Source organism: Pseudomonas sp. RA_15y_Pfl1_P11 (assembly GCF_963970975.1).
GTDB lineage: Bacteria > Pseudomonadota > Gammaproteobacteria > Pseudomonadales > Pseudomonadaceae > Aquipseudomonas > Aquipseudomonas tritici.
Genome location: NZ_CAXAOY010000006.1, coordinates 237,773 through 252,426, shown reverse-complemented (window position 1 = coordinate 252,426; position 14,654 = coordinate 237,773). Strand labels below are relative to the sequence as shown.

13 protein-coding genes and 1 tRNA gene are annotated in these 14,654 nt (G+C 58.2%); 8 read left to right on the top strand and 6 right to left on the bottom strand.

What is annotated here, in order from left to right; genetic code table 11:
• Nucleotides 1-17 precede the first annotated feature (17 nt).
• The 5 genes from pstC (at nucleotide 18) to AACY44_RS10290 (ending at nucleotide 4,030) form a co-directional block, all read left to right on the top strand.
• Nucleotides 18-986, top strand: coding sequence for a phosphate ABC transporter permease subunit PstC (gene pstC, locus AACY44_RS10310; protein WP_339427542.1), 969 nt, complete (start codon nucleotides 18-20; stop codon nucleotides 984-986).
• Nucleotides 983-1,876 (top strand): phosphate ABC transporter permease PstA, encoded by an 894-nt coding sequence (gene pstA / locus AACY44_RS10305; protein WP_339416188.1) that lies wholly within the window; start codon nucleotides 983-985, stop codon nucleotides 1,874-1,876. Before pstC ends, pstA begins: the two co-directional genes overlap by 4 nt.
• A 76-nt stretch (nucleotides 1,877-1,952) precedes the next feature.
• Complete coding sequence (pstB, locus tag AACY44_RS10300) at nucleotides 1,953-2,714, top strand: phosphate ABC transporter ATP-binding protein PstB (protein ID WP_339416337.1); 762 nt, start codon at nucleotides 1,953-1,955, stop codon at nucleotides 2,712-2,714.
• 27 nt (nucleotides 2,715-2,741) lie between these two features.
• On the top strand, nucleotides 2,742-3,440 hold the full coding sequence (locus tag AACY44_RS10295; RefSeq protein ID WP_339416190.1) for a hypothetical protein: 699 nt from the start codon (nucleotides 2,742-2,744) through the stop codon (nucleotides 3,438-3,440).
• Nucleotides 3,440-4,030 carry a hypothetical protein gene (locus AACY44_RS10290; RefSeq protein ID WP_339530195.1) on the top strand — a complete coding sequence of 197 codons (591 nt, stop codon included), beginning with the start codon at nucleotides 3,440-3,442 and terminating at the stop codon, nucleotides 4,028-4,030. The genes AACY44_RS10295 and AACY44_RS10290 overlap by 1 nt, the downstream gene beginning before the upstream one ends.
• A gap of 70 nt (nucleotides 4,031-4,100) precedes the next feature.
• On the opposite strand, the gene AACY44_RS10285 is transcribed toward AACY44_RS10290, so the two are convergent.
• Nucleotides 4,101-4,706 (bottom strand): cysteine hydrolase, encoded by a 606-nt coding sequence (locus AACY44_RS10285; RefSeq protein WP_339436386.1) that lies wholly within the window; start codon nucleotides 4,704-4,706, stop codon nucleotides 4,101-4,103.
• A 260-nt stretch (nucleotides 4,707-4,966) separates the two neighbouring features.
• Between AACY44_RS10285 and AACY44_RS10280 the strand changes: the two genes are divergently transcribed.
• The 3 genes from AACY44_RS10280 (at nucleotide 4,967) to AACY44_RS10270 (ending at nucleotide 6,213) form a co-directional block, all read left to right on the top strand.
• Nucleotides 4,967-5,227 carry an imm11 family protein gene (locus tag AACY44_RS10280; RefSeq protein WP_339427541.1) on the top strand — a complete coding sequence of 87 codons (261 nt, stop codon included), beginning with the start codon at nucleotides 4,967-4,969 and terminating at the stop codon, nucleotides 5,225-5,227.
• Nucleotides 5,228-5,395: 168 nt separating this feature from the next.
• The gene (locus tag AACY44_RS10275) at nucleotides 5,396-5,593 is read left to right on the top strand and encodes a hypothetical protein (RefSeq protein WP_339416196.1); all 198 of its coding nucleotides are present in this window, start codon (nucleotides 5,396-5,398) and stop codon (nucleotides 5,591-5,593) included.
• 533 nt (nucleotides 5,594-6,126) lie between these two features.
• A tRNA-Leu gene (locus AACY44_RS10270) sits at nucleotides 6,127-6,213 on the top strand.
• 492 nt (nucleotides 6,214-6,705) lie between these two features.
• Here the strand turns inward: AACY44_RS10270 and AACY44_RS10265 are convergent.
• From AACY44_RS10265 to AACY44_RS10245, 5 genes are all read right to left on the bottom strand, one after another.
• Nucleotides 6,706-9,186 carry a fimbria/pilus outer membrane usher protein gene (locus AACY44_RS10265; RefSeq protein ID WP_339530193.1) on the bottom strand — a complete coding sequence of 827 codons (2,481 nt, stop codon included), beginning with the start codon at nucleotides 9,184-9,186 and terminating at the stop codon, nucleotides 6,706-6,708.
• An 85-nt stretch (nucleotides 9,187-9,271) separates the two neighbouring features.
• Nucleotides 9,272-10,021 carry a fimbrial biogenesis chaperone gene (locus AACY44_RS10260; protein WP_339427539.1) on the bottom strand — a complete coding sequence of 250 codons (750 nt, stop codon included), beginning with the start codon at nucleotides 10,019-10,021 and terminating at the stop codon, nucleotides 9,272-9,274.
• Between the two features lie 72 nt (nucleotides 10,022-10,093).
• On the bottom strand, nucleotides 10,094-10,684 hold the full coding sequence (locus tag AACY44_RS10255; RefSeq protein ID WP_339427538.1) for a fimbrial protein: 591 nt from the start codon (nucleotides 10,682-10,684) through the stop codon (nucleotides 10,094-10,096).
• A gap of 109 nt (nucleotides 10,685-10,793) precedes the next feature.
• Nucleotides 10,794-11,441, bottom strand: coding sequence for a response regulator (locus tag AACY44_RS10250; protein ID WP_339456050.1), 648 nt, complete (start codon nucleotides 11,439-11,441; stop codon nucleotides 10,794-10,796).
• Between the two features lie 21 nt (nucleotides 11,442-11,462).
• A complete protein-coding gene (locus tag AACY44_RS10245) occupies nucleotides 11,463-14,630 on the bottom strand; it encodes a hybrid sensor histidine kinase/response regulator (RefSeq protein WP_339506775.1) in 3,168 nt (1,055 codons plus the stop codon).
• Between the last annotated feature and the right edge of the window lie 24 nt (nucleotides 14,631-14,654).

Genomic DNA, 14,654 nt, shown 5'->3' with positions numbered 1-14,654 from the left:
TGTTCCGGAATTAGCCAATGAACTCACCTTTTGTCGTACCGGTTAACCCGGACTCTGCGTGCCAGCCACCTTCTAAGAAGGACTTCCTGGTTGACCGCACCTTCCGTGCGCTTGCACGCATAGGCGTAGTGCTGGTGCTGGCGCTGGTTTTTGCGCTGGTGTTCGAAGTAGGGCGCAAGGCACTTCCCGGCATGGAAAAGCACGGTTTTGATGTGCTGTTTGGCAGTGTCTGGGACGTAAATCAAGGTAAATACGGCATTCTGCCAGCTATTTGGGGCACGCTTTACAGTGCCTTCATCGCGTTGCTGATCGCAGGTTTTTTCGGCGTCAGCATGGCGATTTTCCTAACCCAGGATTTTTTACCGGCCAAGCTGGCGGCGGTGTTTCGCACCATCGTTGAACTGCTCGCCGCGATCCCCAGCGTCGTTTACGGCCTTTGGGGCATTTATGTGGTGATCCCGGCCATCCGCCCGCTGACGGCGTGGCTGAATACCGAACTCGGCTGGATTCCTTTTTTCGGCACTTCCTTGAGCGGGCCGGGCCTGTTACCGGCAGCACTGGTACTGGCCATCATGATTCTGCCGACCATCGCCGCCGTTTCCCAGGACGCCCTCACGGCTGTGCCGATGAAAACCAAGCAAGCTGCCTACGGCATGGGCACCACCCACTGGGAAGCGATTCTCAAGGTGATGGTGCCATCTGCCGCCACCGGCATCTTTGGTTCCCTGGTACTGGGCCTCGGCCGCGCATTGGGTGAAACCATGGCGCTGGCCATGCTGGTCGGCAACGCGAACAACATCTCCCTTTCTCTGTTTGCACCGGCCAATACGCTGGCGGCCTTGTTGGCGCTGAACTTCCCCGAAGCCGGGCCGAACGAGATCGAAGTGTTGATGTACGCCGCACTGGTGCTGATGTTCATCACGCTGCTGGTGAACATCATCGGCTCGATGATCATGCTCTACGCCCAGCGGGGTACCAAGCAATGACTGACCTTTCTTCTCCTATCACCGCCATGCCGAGCCTGCAGCGCCGGTTCGAAGGTCGTGCGTTGCGCAGCTTGGTGTTGACCACCTTGGTGTGGTTCGGCGCATTGCTGGCGAGTGTGCCGCTGATTTCCGTGCTCTACATGCTGATCACCCGCGGCGGCGCTCGCCTGAGCCTGGAAGTGTTCACTGAGCTGCCACCGACTGGGTTCGAGACCGGCGGTGGCTTCGGCAACGCGATGGCAGGTACGTTCGTCATGGTTGGTATCGCTGCCGCGATCGCGGTGCCAGTCGGCATCATGGCGGCGATTTTCCTGGCGGAACTGGGCCCGGACAGCAAGCTGGCGAACGCCTCACGCTTTGCCGCAAAAATGCTCACCGGCTTGCCTTCGATCCTGGCGGGTGTGTTTGCCTACGCGCTGGTGGTGATGACCACCGGGACTTACTCGGCACCGGCGGGTGGCGTTGCGCTGGCCGTGCTGATGCTGCCAATCGTGGTACTGACGGCTGAAGAGTCGATGAGGATGGTGCCCAAGATCATGAAGGATGCCGCCTACGGTATGGGCTGCACCCGTTCGCAGGTGATCTGGAAAATCGTCTTGCCCACCGGCATGCCAGCGATCCTTACCGGCGTTATGCTCGCCGTGGCCCGCGCCGCCGGCGAAACCGCGCCGCTGTTGTTCACTGCGCTGTTCAGCAACTACTGGATCTACCACGACGGCAGCCTGGCGGTGATGAACCCGACGGCCTCCCTTGCCGTGCTTATCTACAACTTCTCCGGCATGCCCTTCGACAACCAGCTTGAGCTCGCATGGGCGGCCTCGTTGGTGCTGGTGATGATCGTGCTGGTCGTGAATATCGTGAGCCGTATTTTCGGCAAGCCCAAGTATTAAGAACGGGAGCACCTGTATTTTGAACGTATCATCTGCGCAAATAGCCGCTCCGTTTATCACCCAGGCGCCTGTGGTCATGGACTGCAAGCTGGACAAGATTTTCTACGGCAACTTCATGGCGGTGCGTGATAGCCATGTGCCGATCGAGAAAAACAAGATCACTGGCTTTATCGGCCCGTCCGGCTGTGGCAAATCAACCGTGTTGCGTAGCCTCAACCGCATGAACGACCTGGTTAAGGGCTTCCGCTTCGAAGGCCACGTGCATTTCCTGGGCCAGGACGTGTATGGCAAGGGCGTTGACCCGGTGGTCGTGCGCCGCTACATCGGCATGGTGTTCCAACAGCCGAACCCGTTCTCGATGAGCATTTTCGACAACGTAGCCTTTGGCCTGCGCCTCAACCGCTACAAGGGCGACATCGGCGACCGCGTCAAGCACGCGCTGCAAGGCGCTGCCTTGTGGGATGAGGTCAAGGACAAGCTCAAGGTCAGCGGCCTGTCGCTCTCCGGCGGCCAGCAGCAACGCCTGTGTATCGCCCGCGCCATCGCCACCGAGCCGGAAGTATTGTTGCTGGATGAGCCGTGCTCGGCGCTTGACCCGATTGCCACTCGCCGGGTCGAGGAGCTGATGGTTGAGTTGAAGAAGGATTACACCATCGCCCTGGTGACGCACAACATGCAGCAGGCGATTCGTGTGGCAGATACCACCGCGTTTTTTTCGGTGGACATCTCCCAGGGCACCCGCACCGGCTATCTGGTGGAAATGGGCCCCACCGCGCAGATTTTCGAGAATCCGCGTGAACAAATGACCGGGGATTACATCAGCGGCAAGTTCAGCTGACCCATGCACCGTTTTTCAGGATTGCCAATGACTGCAACACGTCGTCTTGATTTGCCCGCGATCGAACGCGCACTGCGTAAGGTACAGAGCCGTTTTGCCCAGCTCAGCCAGGACTTTACCGAGCCACGCGACCCGCTGACAGACGAAGTGCTGCAGAATGTGCTTGATGGCTATGCCCTGATTGACGACTATGTGGCGCGGGGTGTCGACCTGTTCGACCTTCAGCAACTGAACCTGATGCTGGAGATCAATGCCACCGTGCTTTGTGGCAAAGACCCGCTACGCCGGCAGGAATACGCACAGCACCTGCTGGCTACCGAAGTGCATTTTTTCAACAATGTCGAGGGCGGCATCAAGGACTTGTATAACTGGTACTGCAAGCACCACAGTGAATCGGTGTGGAAGCGCGCAGCGGGTGTCTACGTGCGAGTCCTCAGCAAGCCGCAATTGTTCATTGAAGGCAATCACCGCAGTGGGTCGCTGATCGTCAGCTACCTGCTGATGCGCGAGGGGTTGCCGCCCTTCGTATTGACACTGGACAACGCCGAGGGCTACTTCAACCCGTCCTCGGTTATACGCAACTCCGCCAAGCATGGCGTCATGGCGCTGTATGAGTTGCCCAAGATCAAGAAAAAGTATGCCGCGTTCCTGGAAGATAAGGCCCCTGATCCAATGGAGTTTTTCCTGAGCGACACACCAGCGCCCGTCCATCAGGGGGGGCATTAATGGGAACGTATCCAGTGCTCGATACAATCAAGCATGTGTTCAAGCGCCAGCGCATCCGTATCTCGTTCGATATCGATGACACGCTGGCTTGCCAGCTTCACCACAGCGCGGCCGAACACAGCCGTTTGCCGGCGTGTGTGCACCGATGGCTGGGCGAGCCGCTGCGCAGCGGAACCCGCGCACTGACCCGGGAACTGCGTCGCCAAGGCTGCAGCGTCTGGGTCTACACCTCATCCGGGCGCACCCCGTCCTACATACGCCGCTGGTTGTTGCTGTATGGCATCCACATCGACGGCGTGGTCAACAGCGTGCGGCACAACCAGGCTCTCACCGAGCGCGGACTGTTGAATACCCCGTCAAAATTGCCGTCGGCGTTCGACATCGACTTGCATGTCGATGATTCCGAGGGCGTTCAGCTTGAAGGTGTCGATCACGGTTTCCGCGTCGTGGTCGTGGACCCGGAAGACGAGCAATGGGCGCAACGCGTGCTGGATGCCGTCGCACACCTGCAGGCACAACTCGCCCGGCAACAACCGCAGAGGCACAAGCTGCCAGTGCCGGCTTATCGGGGGCTGACGTTAAACGGGTAAGTTGGAATGGCGGTGCATGCCGAGCGTTAAGCAAAGGGGGCGACTGATCAATCCGTCGCCCCCTTTTTGCTTATTTGGCGCTCAACGCCCCGAGAAATGCGGTATGCCGCAATGCCTGCGAAAACATCGGCAACGTGAAGTTTTCAGCGGCCTTTTGTTGCTCATCGGTGAACGTCGCCGTGCAGTCGGTCAAGGTCACTACGTTGTAGCCCTTCTCATAACCGGATCGAACCGTGCCTTCGACACAGCAATTGGTTAGAAACCCCGCCACCACCAGGTTCTGGATGCCATTGTTGCGTAGCACAAGGTCCAGGCCAGTGGTGGCAAAGCCATCCAGTCCGCGCTTGCCTTCCACGAGAATATCGCCGGGCTCACGCGTCACGGCGTCGGTGATCTCTGCACCCCAACTGCCGGTGCGAAAGGCGCTGCCGTCGGCAACACCCTTGAGAATCCCGTAATCGCGTGTTGTCAGTTCCGGATAGCCCTCGGCGAACTGGATCGGCAGGTGGATGATCTTCACGCCCAGCTTGCGCGCTTGCTGCACGGTGGTTGCAGTGTTGGCCAGCATGTCTGACTGGTGCATCACCTCTTTGACTGCGTCATGGAACACGCCACCAGGGGTGGTGAAATCGTTCTGGAATTCGATCAAAACAAGGGCGGTGGCGTGTGGGTTCATGGTGAGTCTCCAAATAAGGGAGCGGCTGGTGTTCAACGCCAATGACTCACCACACGGTGAGTGGGGGACGTCGACGCATAAGATGATGCGTTGGGAGCGTAGAGCCATCTGAGCATATCTGCGTCCGTCGGAACAGATTTTTGAGTCACGCTGTCTTAGCGAAGTGATCCTTTTAAGCTGCGCTCGGTTAATAAAAAGGGCTGTTGGAGAATACGTGTGAAGTCTTACTGGCTCAGGCAGGACATGATGATGGCGGAAAAATGGACGCTTGGCGACGATCTAACTTCAAGAAGTTCGAACCCAATGACCCTGTAAGACCCGATCTGGCGGGTGAGTATCGAGCATTCACCCGGCTTGTGATTGACCCTGGAAAAATCGGCGATCAGCACATTTTCAGAGTGAAAAAATATTCGGGCGCGATAGTCGTCAGTGAAGAGGTCAAGCACCGGCTGGAGACGGTCGGTGCCGTGGGGATGCTCTTTGAGTCCGTGTCGGGTGACGACATAGGTGGGAATGCCTGAAGCACCTGGCCGCACAAGTGATGGTCTAAAACAGTGCGTGTAGGTAGCTGGAGCAATTCATTATCGAGGAACCCGACGTCACCGTTCGTCCAGGCCTTGGCACTCGCCGTGACCGGCCCACTCTTATGTTGGCGCGCGGATGTTCCGAGCCTAGAACGGAGAGCCAGCATGGAAATCGACAGAAACGCCCCCGGGAACATTTCACAGCAGGACGTAACCCGCGGCACAGATAATGAAGCAGGGTACGACCCGAAGCGTGATGGGGACAACATCCCGCTGCCGCCGGACGACGAGGCACCTCTTGAAGAAGATATGTCTGACGTGGATGCTGCCGATTCGGTAGCGAGCGAGCATCCCGACAACTGATCGGCCTCTCAGAACAACAATCCCGACGTTTGCGTCGGGATTGTTGTTTGTACGTTGAGCGCTATGAAACCTCAGTGGAGCAAGGCTTCGACGGCGGCCTCGAATTCGAAGTGTGGATGTACCTGCCAAGTATCCACTAGCCACTGCGGCCAATACGCCAGAGAAGAGCAAATCAGCCAGGCCTTCTCCGGTCTTATCGGGTGTCACACATCTGGAGAGTATTTTCACCCAGGCAGGGGCGTTATTCATCAGCCATTACATCCTTGTTGCTCTGGGAGGCCAGAAGGCTGTGGCGATTGCGAGCCCTGCGTGAGTCCATTCTGCGTTGCTTGCATTTCGTTGCGAGGGCGTGAAGATAGCAGAGTGGGCAACGCATCGAGGCACGAAAATCTCAGTTTTTCCTTCGTTATCCTCATCTAGATCACTGATCTAACGAGCTTTTTCGCCTGTGTCGTGGTGCAAGAAAGCTGCCTTGCGACCTTGCGTCGACGCGACTGGATCTATATATTCCCAACCCTGCAACACGCGCTGCCGCCCGAATGGCGAAACTGGTAGACGCATGGGACTTAAAATCCCCCGCTCGTAAGGGCGTCCCGGTTCGATTCCGGGTTCGGGCACCATGAATATCAAGGGCTTGCATGACATACCTCATGCAAGCCCTTAGTTCTTTTTTCCGCAATCAAAAAATCTTTTCCGCCATTCGTGACCGTTAGTCACCTCGTAGGGGTGACCTTCATGCCCTCTCGCATACGGATGTACCGTTCTGTCATCCCTACGGTGGTGTGCTCAAGTTGGTCTCGAGCTTCTCTGATGTTCCCTGTTGACTCCTCTTTATCCGTGGCCGCTTTTGCTGGCTGACATGTTTCGGTTCGATTGCTTCTAGAGGGGCCGGTGGCTCGTTGAAGAATAGGAGAAGATTTTTCAGTTCGCGCGCGTTGTCCTTCTGGGTGGCATGGGCTTTCGTGGGAACCACCTCATTCATATAAAGCTCGGCCACGTATGCAAAGGTAAGTATGGTTTGTGTCAGAGCTTGTGAAACGCGGCTTTTTTCGAGCTTTGCGTACTCCAAGATGGCTAGGATCTCTCTGGCAAAGATCTCGTCCGGAAAATGATTACCTAGTACATGAAAGTGAGACCTTTTCATAATTCAAAGCCTTATTACGCTCTGGCAATAAGTAAGACGCCTCGCACCGATGGCCCTGCCAACTGATGATCAGGGTACCGGTGTCGGCTTCCACCAGCGCCAGTGCCTTGCCGCCCGGATCAGAGATTGCCAGTTGCTTGCCGGCGCTGTCTTCTAGCGAGGCGCCAAATGGGATCGGCTGGTTCTGCGCGTCGAACAAGGCGAACTGCACGCGGCGTCCGGTCTTGCTGGTGTAGCGCGCCAGCACCACGGCACCGCGGCGTGGCACCACTTGCCGGGTCGCATTGTCGATCTCGACATCGCCGCCCAGATCGCGGGTGTCGAGATTGATCCAGTTCACGCGATAGGGCTGCGCATTGGGCACCACGGCGAAGCCGTTACTGCCGGTCTTGGCCCCGGTGAAACTGCCGATTTTCACTCCTTCCACGCCTTCGACCTGGGCCAGTGCGAACGTCTCGCCCACGGTTTGTCCGAGGTTGATCCCGCCGGCATGGCCGACGATCGAACCTGCCAGGTTCAGGTTCTGCGAGTGGTAACCGCGGCCCTGACTGTAACCGGCACTGATATCCATCATCGAGGTGCGGGTGCTGAGGTTGACCGAACCGGAGCTGCCACCGGTGCTGCTGTTGCCGGCTTGTACCGAGTAATAGGTGTCGCTGTCTTCCGACAGATAGCCGTTGATGCCCATTTGCGTGGTGTCGCTGGATTTCTGCGTGCTGGCCGAGACAAACGCCCGAGGAGCGCGGGGCTTGGAACCCAGCGGGAACGACACCGACAGGTTGACCAGTGTGTCGTTGTTCGCCGGTCCGTAATTGCCGACATCCTTGGTATACGTCGCGCCGAGGTTGTAACTCACATCCCCCCAATAGTTGCTGTAACCGGCCGACAGACTTTGTGAACCTCCGCGCCCCCAGTAACGCTGGTCGCTGGCGTTCACGTAGACGCTGCCATATTCCTGGTTGCGCCCCAGGCTCTGATTGACGGTCAGGTCGGTACGGGTTTTCGAGTTGCCGGTACGTTGCTGGCCATCGCGGCTCAACTCCTCGACGTGCTCGGTGAGGGTGCGATAGCCCTCGGTCGAGTAGCGGTAGGCGGCGAGGGTGAAGTTGGTGTCGGTCCCAGTGAACGTCTTCGCATATAGGGCACGCAAGCTGTTGCCGGTGACCGTTTCGCCGAAGGTGTTGCTCATGGAGTGGGTCAAGTCCAGTGAGATCGCACCGATAGCGGTATTGCGGCCAGCGCCGACGGACAGCGCCTTGAAGTTGTCAGTGGCCTGCACCCCGACAATCCCGGACAAGTTGCTGCTGATGCCATACGCCAGTGTGCTGCTGACAAACTGCGGGGTCTTCTGATCTTCGCTGTTGCTGTTGTACTGGCCGGCCGAGACGCTGTACTTCAACTGGCCCTGGCGGACCATGATCGGCAGGCTGGAAAACGCTTGCACCGTCACTCGGCGCCGACCATCGGCTTCGATAATCGTCACTTCCAAGTCGCCGTTGGAGCCGCTGGGATAGATATCGCTGATCTCGAACGGCCCCGGCGGCACGTTTGCGTTGTAGAGAATGTAGTTGTTCTGGCGAATCTCCACGGTCGCGCTGGACTGCGCAATGCCGCGAATCACTGGCGCATAACCGCGCTCGCTGTCGGCACGCATGCCGTCGTCGGACGCCAGTTTCACGCCGCGGTAGTGCACGCTGTCGAACAGGTCGGCATCGGAGAAAATATCTCCGGCGCTGAACTGGCCTTTCACGGCGGTTACGTCATGTTGCAGGTAACTGCGGTTGCTTTTGAACGTGCTGGGGCGGCCGGTGCTGCTGTTGAAGTTCGATTCGTTGCGCAGGCGCCAGCCACCGAGGTTGATCCCGTTGCGCAAGCCGAGGTTGTTGGACACGGTATTGTCGGCCTGGGTGCTGTTGCGGCTGCTGCTCAACTGATAATTGATGAACGCAGCGGGTACGCCTTCGTCCCACAGCGCCGGGTCGACGTAACCCCGTCGGCCACGCTCCATGGCGCTTTGCGGGACACTGACCATCAGCCGCAGACGCGGCACGTCATAACGGACGGTAGCGTGATCGATCAACGCGGGCAGATCGACGCAGGCGTTCGGGTCATCGCCGAGCAGCTTGCCAGCGGCCTGCAGTTTGCCGATGTCGACACCCAGTTGCTGCACCATCTCCAGGGTCAGACAGGCCTCGACCTTGCCCGTACCGGGATGGCGACGGAAATCGATACCGCGTCGGCCAACCAATGTGTTGTTGCCGTAGAGGTCGACCCGGTAGATGCCGGGCAGCACGCGACTGCTGGCGAGCAGCGATTGCAGGTCGACAGAGGAGGAAGCACCTTGCAGAAACGATGTATTGAATTGTTCTTCGTCATCGGCAAGGCAGGTGCAACTGATAACCAGTGCGACTGAAAATGGCGCCCATCTGTCGCATTTGAGTAAAAACATTCAGGAACCCTATATCACCTCCGGTACGAACTAACGGAGCGAAGAGAAATACAGTGAAAGTGTGGCCATGACAGCGGCGCGAAAGTTATGGTGCTTCTTTATTCAAACGGGCTCGAGTATCGGCGCTGCTGGAAAGTTGTGCGCTATAACGGTCTTGTGCGCCGTAGTCATTAATGCTGCTGAATAACAGGCGTGCTGTATTGGTGTTATGAAGTTGTTTTAGGCTGAACTCTTTCTGTTCGCCGGGCGCGATCATCATTGAATCAAAGGGCTGTTCGTTGATTGCGCCGGATTGCAGATTGATATCGGCAATCGACACGTGATACTGGCCGGGATTGTTCACCACCAATAGGCTCTTTCCGGCGCGTTCGGTCAGGCGCCAGGTCAGTTCACTTGGTGCCAGATACGCGTTGTTTTTCAGTGCCGGCGGGCGGAAGAACACCTTGATGCGCTGGCGCACAGCCAGCTGAAAAGTGTTGGCGGATTTCGCAGATTGGGGGATTTCCTGCACGTTGAGCCAGACCACCGACTCGCGGTCGGTCGGCATGCCAGCGCCTTCGTAGATCACACGCAAGATCTGCTGTTCGTCGCCGCTGACGCGCACCAGTGGTGGGGTGACGGCAAACGGTACGGCGGCGGTTTCGCTGGAATCGGTGTCGATCCATGACTGAATCAATACATCTGCACCGCTGTTACGCACGGTGATTCCGGATTCCTTGTGCTGGCCGTCGAAGACCAGGCGGGTACTGCTCAAGGAAATGCCGGCCATGGCCTGATTGGTCACGAGCAGGCCCAAAAGGCCCGCGCAAAGGGACAATGAGTGACGATAAAACATAAGGGCTACCGCGCTGTTGATTGAGGGTGCAGGGCCGGCCGGCCCTGCACCAGGTGTGAGTGTTCGCGCGGGTTATTCGTATTGCAGCGTGAACGGCAGGGTGGCGTCACCGCGACCGGCAACGGCGGTTTTCACGTCGCCAGTGGTAACGTAGGCGGCCGAGAATTTCAGCGTGGTGTTGCTGTCTTGCAGAGTATTTTCGATCTTCGCAGTGGACGGCGAGCTCAGGTCGATCAACGCGCCGTTGGAGTCGAGCAAGGCGATACCGATGTTCTTCGCAGCGCCAAGACCGTCGATCAGCTTCAGCACTTTGGTTCCAGCAACGATGCCCGAACCTGCGCCCTTGGTCGGTTCGAAGATCATTGCAACCTTGGTCCCGGCATTGCAGTTGATCTTCATGTCGAAGTTCTCGACGCTCAGGGTGCCGTTGCCTTTAGGCGCAGTGGCGGTGCCCATGTCCTTGATCGACACTTCGCCCATGTCGACCGAAATGGTTTTGTTTTTGCCGATGCCTTCAACCGAGCAGGCATCGTTGTTGATGTTGCCGGTGAAGTTGATCGTGCCGCTGCCAGCCTTGGTGGGTGTAACCGGATCGGCTGCCAGTGAATGACTGGAAGCGGCGATGAACGAAAGTGCGAGAAGTGCGCGAGTCAGCTTTTTCATGTTGTTTTCCAATGGTTGGGATTCAAGCAACAACACGATATAACGCGAACTTTTTCTGGAGCATCAGACGATTCCTAGAAGTCGTCTTTAACTGGCGAATGATTGCCAGTTAGTTGAACAAGTTGCGTTCTATGCAATAAACCAGCAAGTCCTGATCGCTGCTGACTTCAAGTTTGCGCATGGCCGATATTTTTTGCGTGCTGATGGTCTTGGCGCTTCTGTTCAAATTCCGGGCTATATCATTGACGCCCATTCCCGAAACGAACAAACGCAATATTTCATGTTCCTTGGGTGACAGTCGGGTAAAGCGTTCGTCGAGATCAGCGTTGTCGACGAGCACCGAAGTCGGCGGCGGGCCGTTGCTGCGCACCGGATTACCCCGGGCAATAGACTTTAGCGCTGTTTCGATTTCGTTGTGCAGCTGGTTTTTCTGAATGATCGCCAGCACCCCGAGTTCTTGCAGGCGCGTCAGGATCAGCGGGTTGGAAATCATCGTCAGCACCAGCACGCGGACGCCGGGGTAGTGCCGCGTCAGGTACTCCACCAGTTTCAGGCCGTCGCCGTAGGTCGAGTCGCCGGGCATGTTGAAATCGGTGATGACCAGATCCACCTGGCGGGTTTCGAGTAGGTTGATCAGTTCGCTGGAGCAAACGGCTTCGCCCACCACGCGAAAGCGTCGGTCACGCTCAACCAGCTCACGCACCCCCACAAGAACGATGGGATGGTCATCGGCAATGACAACGTTGAGCGTTTCCATGGGTGATTATCCAGAGTGAAATTATTCAAGGGTATCCAACAGATCGTTCAATCGAGCCAGATTCTGGCGGACTTCCAGGTCCAGGGCGCTGGTCACGGCCATGCCGTGCAAACGGCACTCCAGCTCGACAAAAATTGTGGCCATGGCTTCGATCTGCACTGCACCCAGCGCGCCAGCCATGCTGTGCAGTTGCTGCGCCACGCGATGGGCGTCGGCGCTGTCCAGTGCCGTCAGGGTGGTGTGAATGTCCTGACGCAGGGTGGTGACAAACAGTTCGCGCATTTTCGCCGACAGCTGGATCGGTGCCGTGGCTGCTTCCGGCAAGGCGATTTTGCAGTGTTTTTCCAGATGCGTGCGCAAGGTAGCCAGGTTCAGCGGTTTGACCATCCAGGCGTTCATGCCGACAGCGGCGCAGCGTTGACCTTCTTCGCGCAGGGCATTGGCGGTGACGCCGATGATCGGCAGGGTCTGGTCCAGTTGGCGTAGCGCCGTTGCCAATTGATAGCCGTTCATGATCGGCATATTGACGTCGGTCAGCAGCAGATCGAAGCGCCCCGGTGTCCATTGCGCCAGAGCCTGTTCGCCATTGGCCGCGACGACCACCGAGCAGCCCAGCACCTCCAGTTGCTCCTTGATGATGGCCGAGTTGATCACGTTGTCTTCTGCCACCAGCACGTGCAACTTCAATGGTCGGGGCTTTTCCGCCGCTGCAGGCTGACTGTCGCTGCTAGCGCCGTGTTGTGCCAGATAAACCACCCAGGCGATCGCGCGCACATCGTGGGCGTCGACGTGATGATCGATCCCGCGTAAGTGCGCTGGATTGGGGCCATCCGTGGTGGCGATGATCCTCGGCCCGGACCAGGCGCTGGTGCTGGCCAAAGGTGCGAGCTCGACCAGCAGCGCCGATGACGCTGAGGTATCGGGCGTCAGCGGCCGGCAATCGACGCCGAATCGGTTGAGCCAGGCGATCAGGTGTTGCGCCTGCTCAGCGACCTGCGCACGCACGTAGACAGCGGGGGAGGCGGGGCTGAACGGCGGGCAATCGGCCAGCTCGCCGGGCGCGTGTTCCAGCGCAAGTTGCAGAGTGAAACTGCTGCCGAGTCCCGGTTCGCTGACCACGTTCAACTGGCCTTCCATCAGCTCGCACAGCCATTTGCAAATGGCCAGACCCAGTCCGGCACCCGCCTGCTCGGTGGCGTCGTTGACCTGATAGAAGGGATCGAACAGCTGCTGTTGTTGCGTCTGAGAAATCCCCACACCCGAGTCGCTGACCTGCCACTGCACGCTGGCGCGGCCGTCGACACTTTCCAGCATCCGTACCCGCAGTACCACGCGACCGTTATCGGTGAACTTGATCGCGTTGCTCAGCAGGTTGTTGAGAATCTGCCGAATCCGTATCGGGTCACCGCGCAACCGATCCGGAAGCGTCGCGTCGATGCAGGCATACAGTTGCAGGCCTTTGGAACGGGCGAAGGCGCTGTAGGTGCGCACGCTGTCTTCGGTCAGTTCCAGCGGGCAGAATTCCTGCAGTTCGAGGGTCATCTGCCCGGCTTCGATTTTCGACACATCCAGCACATCGCTGATCAGTTGGAACAACGTCGCGGATGAGCGCTGGATTGTCTGCAGGTAGTTCTCCTGACGCGGGGTGAGCGGGGTCAGACCGAGCAGTTCCAGAGTGCCGAGTACACCATACAGCGGTGTGCGGATTTCATGGCTCATGGTGGCGAGGAAACGACTCTTGGCCTTATTCGCCGAGTCGGCGGCTTCGCGCGCGTCCTCCAGTGCTGCGGCATCTTCGACATGCCGGGTGACGTCATGCAACGCACATAACCAGGCATCCTGGCCCAGGTAGCGAGTGGGCACGAAGGCGACGTGCAGGTGGCGCCCGTGGAGCTCAAGGTCGGCGTGACCGGGGTCGGTGCGTGAGGTGAGCAGGCTCATCAACTGGCCGTTGTCATGCCACTGTCGGGCGCGCTGGTTTTGCAGCAGTACATGGTGATCGCTGCGGCGGATAACGCACAGGCCGGTTGGCGCCGTGTCGATTACTGCGCGGCTGAACGCCTCGCTTTCGGCGATGCTTGCGAGCGCACTTTGTGCAGGCATGATGACCCGCGTCTGGTACCAGCGATTGATCGCCCGGCTGCAACCGAGCAGTGCCAGAACCAGTGCAACCAGACATAGCATAGGCCACAGTGCGTAATCGAGGAAACTGCGCACACTGATAACGTAGATTGCCGTCCAGTGTTGCTCGCCGGGGCTGCTCAGTTTGAACACCAGGCCGTCACGCTTGAAGTTCACCCCTTCATCCAGCAAATCGTCGGGTTTCACGGCGCCGGTCAAGACTACGCCGCGTGGGCTGATCAAGGTGAAGTCGTCGTAGATCGACCATTGCATCAGCCGCTCGATGTTATTGACCTGAGATAGGTTCATCAGCGAGCCCAATACCACCCAGGTATCGGCACCTTCGACGGTCAGCGCGGTGCTGGCCAGATTGATATTCACGTAGGCCAGCAGGGGCGGCGCGCTCTTGTCATCCTCGGCAGAGACATAGGGTTCCCAGCGCACCTGAAGATCCGGCGGCGGCAAGTTCTGCCCGCGCAGACGCTTGTTCAGTTGGGTCATCACGTCGACCAGATGGCCGATCTGCGTCTGTCCGTTACCGCGCAAGCGCCCGGCAGAAGGTACGGCAAGATCAAAATTGTCGGGTCCATTGACCAGTAAGACCTGTGGCGACTGATAATGCGACGCTGACCAGAACGCGCTGTAGTAAGCGGCCAGGTGGGTGCCGAGTGCAAAGATTTTCCGGTATTGGCTGGGGGCTATCCTGTCCGGATTGATCTTCAGGCTGTAAGGCAGCGAAAACGGCAGGCCGCGGCCCTCATAAATGTTCCGCCCTTCATCAGGCAGAGGCTTTTGTGTGTAGGGCGGCAAGAGGGCCGCGGGCAGTCGCTCACCCTTGGCGCTTTCCCGGGCGATATCCTGCAGGAAAACTTCCTGTTCGCGGACATTCTCCATCAGTCGGGTAAAGTGAAACTGCACGGTATCGCGCCGCTCCTCAACCATGCGCTTGACCCCCACGTAACTGATGCCCAGCAACAGCAACAACAGGGCGCCGAGCACCAGCAACGTCTTGTTTAGGCGCGATGAGCTGTTGGCGAGCTTTTCCATGAAAGCATTGGGATGTGGCATCAGTGGACCTGGGCAGTAGAGATA

What these genes read in the sequence shown, in the direction of transcription:
- pstC (WP_339427542.1), top strand. Translation starts at nt 18, where the DNA reads ATGAACTCACCTTTTGTCGTACCGGTTAACCCGGACTCTGCGTGCCAG.
- pstA (WP_339416188.1), top strand. Translation starts at nt 983, where the DNA reads ATGACTGACCTTTCTTCTCCTATCACCGCCATGCCGAGCCTGCAGCGC.
- pstB (WP_339416337.1), top strand. Translation starts at nt 1,953, where the DNA reads ATGGACTGCAAGCTGGACAAGATTTTCTACGGCAACTTCATGGCGGTG.
- AACY44_RS10295 (WP_339416190.1), top strand. Translation starts at nt 2,742, where the DNA reads ATGACTGCAACACGTCGTCTTGATTTGCCCGCGATCGAACGCGCACTG.
- AACY44_RS10290 (WP_339530195.1), top strand. Translation starts at nt 3,440, where the DNA reads ATGGGAACGTATCCAGTGCTCGATACAATCAAGCATGTGTTCAAGCGC.
- AACY44_RS10285 (WP_339436386.1), bottom strand. Translation starts at nt 4,706, where the DNA reads ATGAACCCACACGCCACCGCCCTTGTTTTGATCGAATTCCAGAACGAT.
- AACY44_RS10280 (WP_339427541.1), top strand. Translation starts at nt 4,967, where the DNA reads ATGGACGCTTGGCGACGATCTAACTTCAAGAAGTTCGAACCCAATGAC.
- AACY44_RS10275 (WP_339416196.1), top strand. Translation starts at nt 5,396, where the DNA reads ATGGAAATCGACAGAAACGCCCCCGGGAACATTTCACAGCAGGACGTA.
- AACY44_RS10265 (WP_339530193.1), bottom strand. Translation starts at nt 9,186, where the DNA reads ATGTTTTTACTCAAATGCGACAGATGGGCGCCATTTTCAGTCGCACTG.
- AACY44_RS10260 (WP_339427539.1), bottom strand. Translation starts at nt 10,021, where the DNA reads ATGTTTTATCGTCACTCATTGTCCCTTTGCGCGGGCCTTTTGGGCCTG.
- AACY44_RS10255 (WP_339427538.1), bottom strand. Translation starts at nt 10,684, where the DNA reads ATGAAAAAGCTGACTCGCGCACTTCTCGCACTTTCGTTCATCGCCGCT.
- AACY44_RS10250 (WP_339456050.1), bottom strand. Translation starts at nt 11,441, where the DNA reads ATGGAAACGCTCAACGTTGTCATTGCCGATGACCATCCCATCGTTCTT.
- AACY44_RS10245 (WP_339506775.1), bottom strand. Translation starts at nt 14,630, where the DNA reads ATGCCACATCCCAATGCTTTCATGGAAAAGCTCGCCAACAGCTCATCG.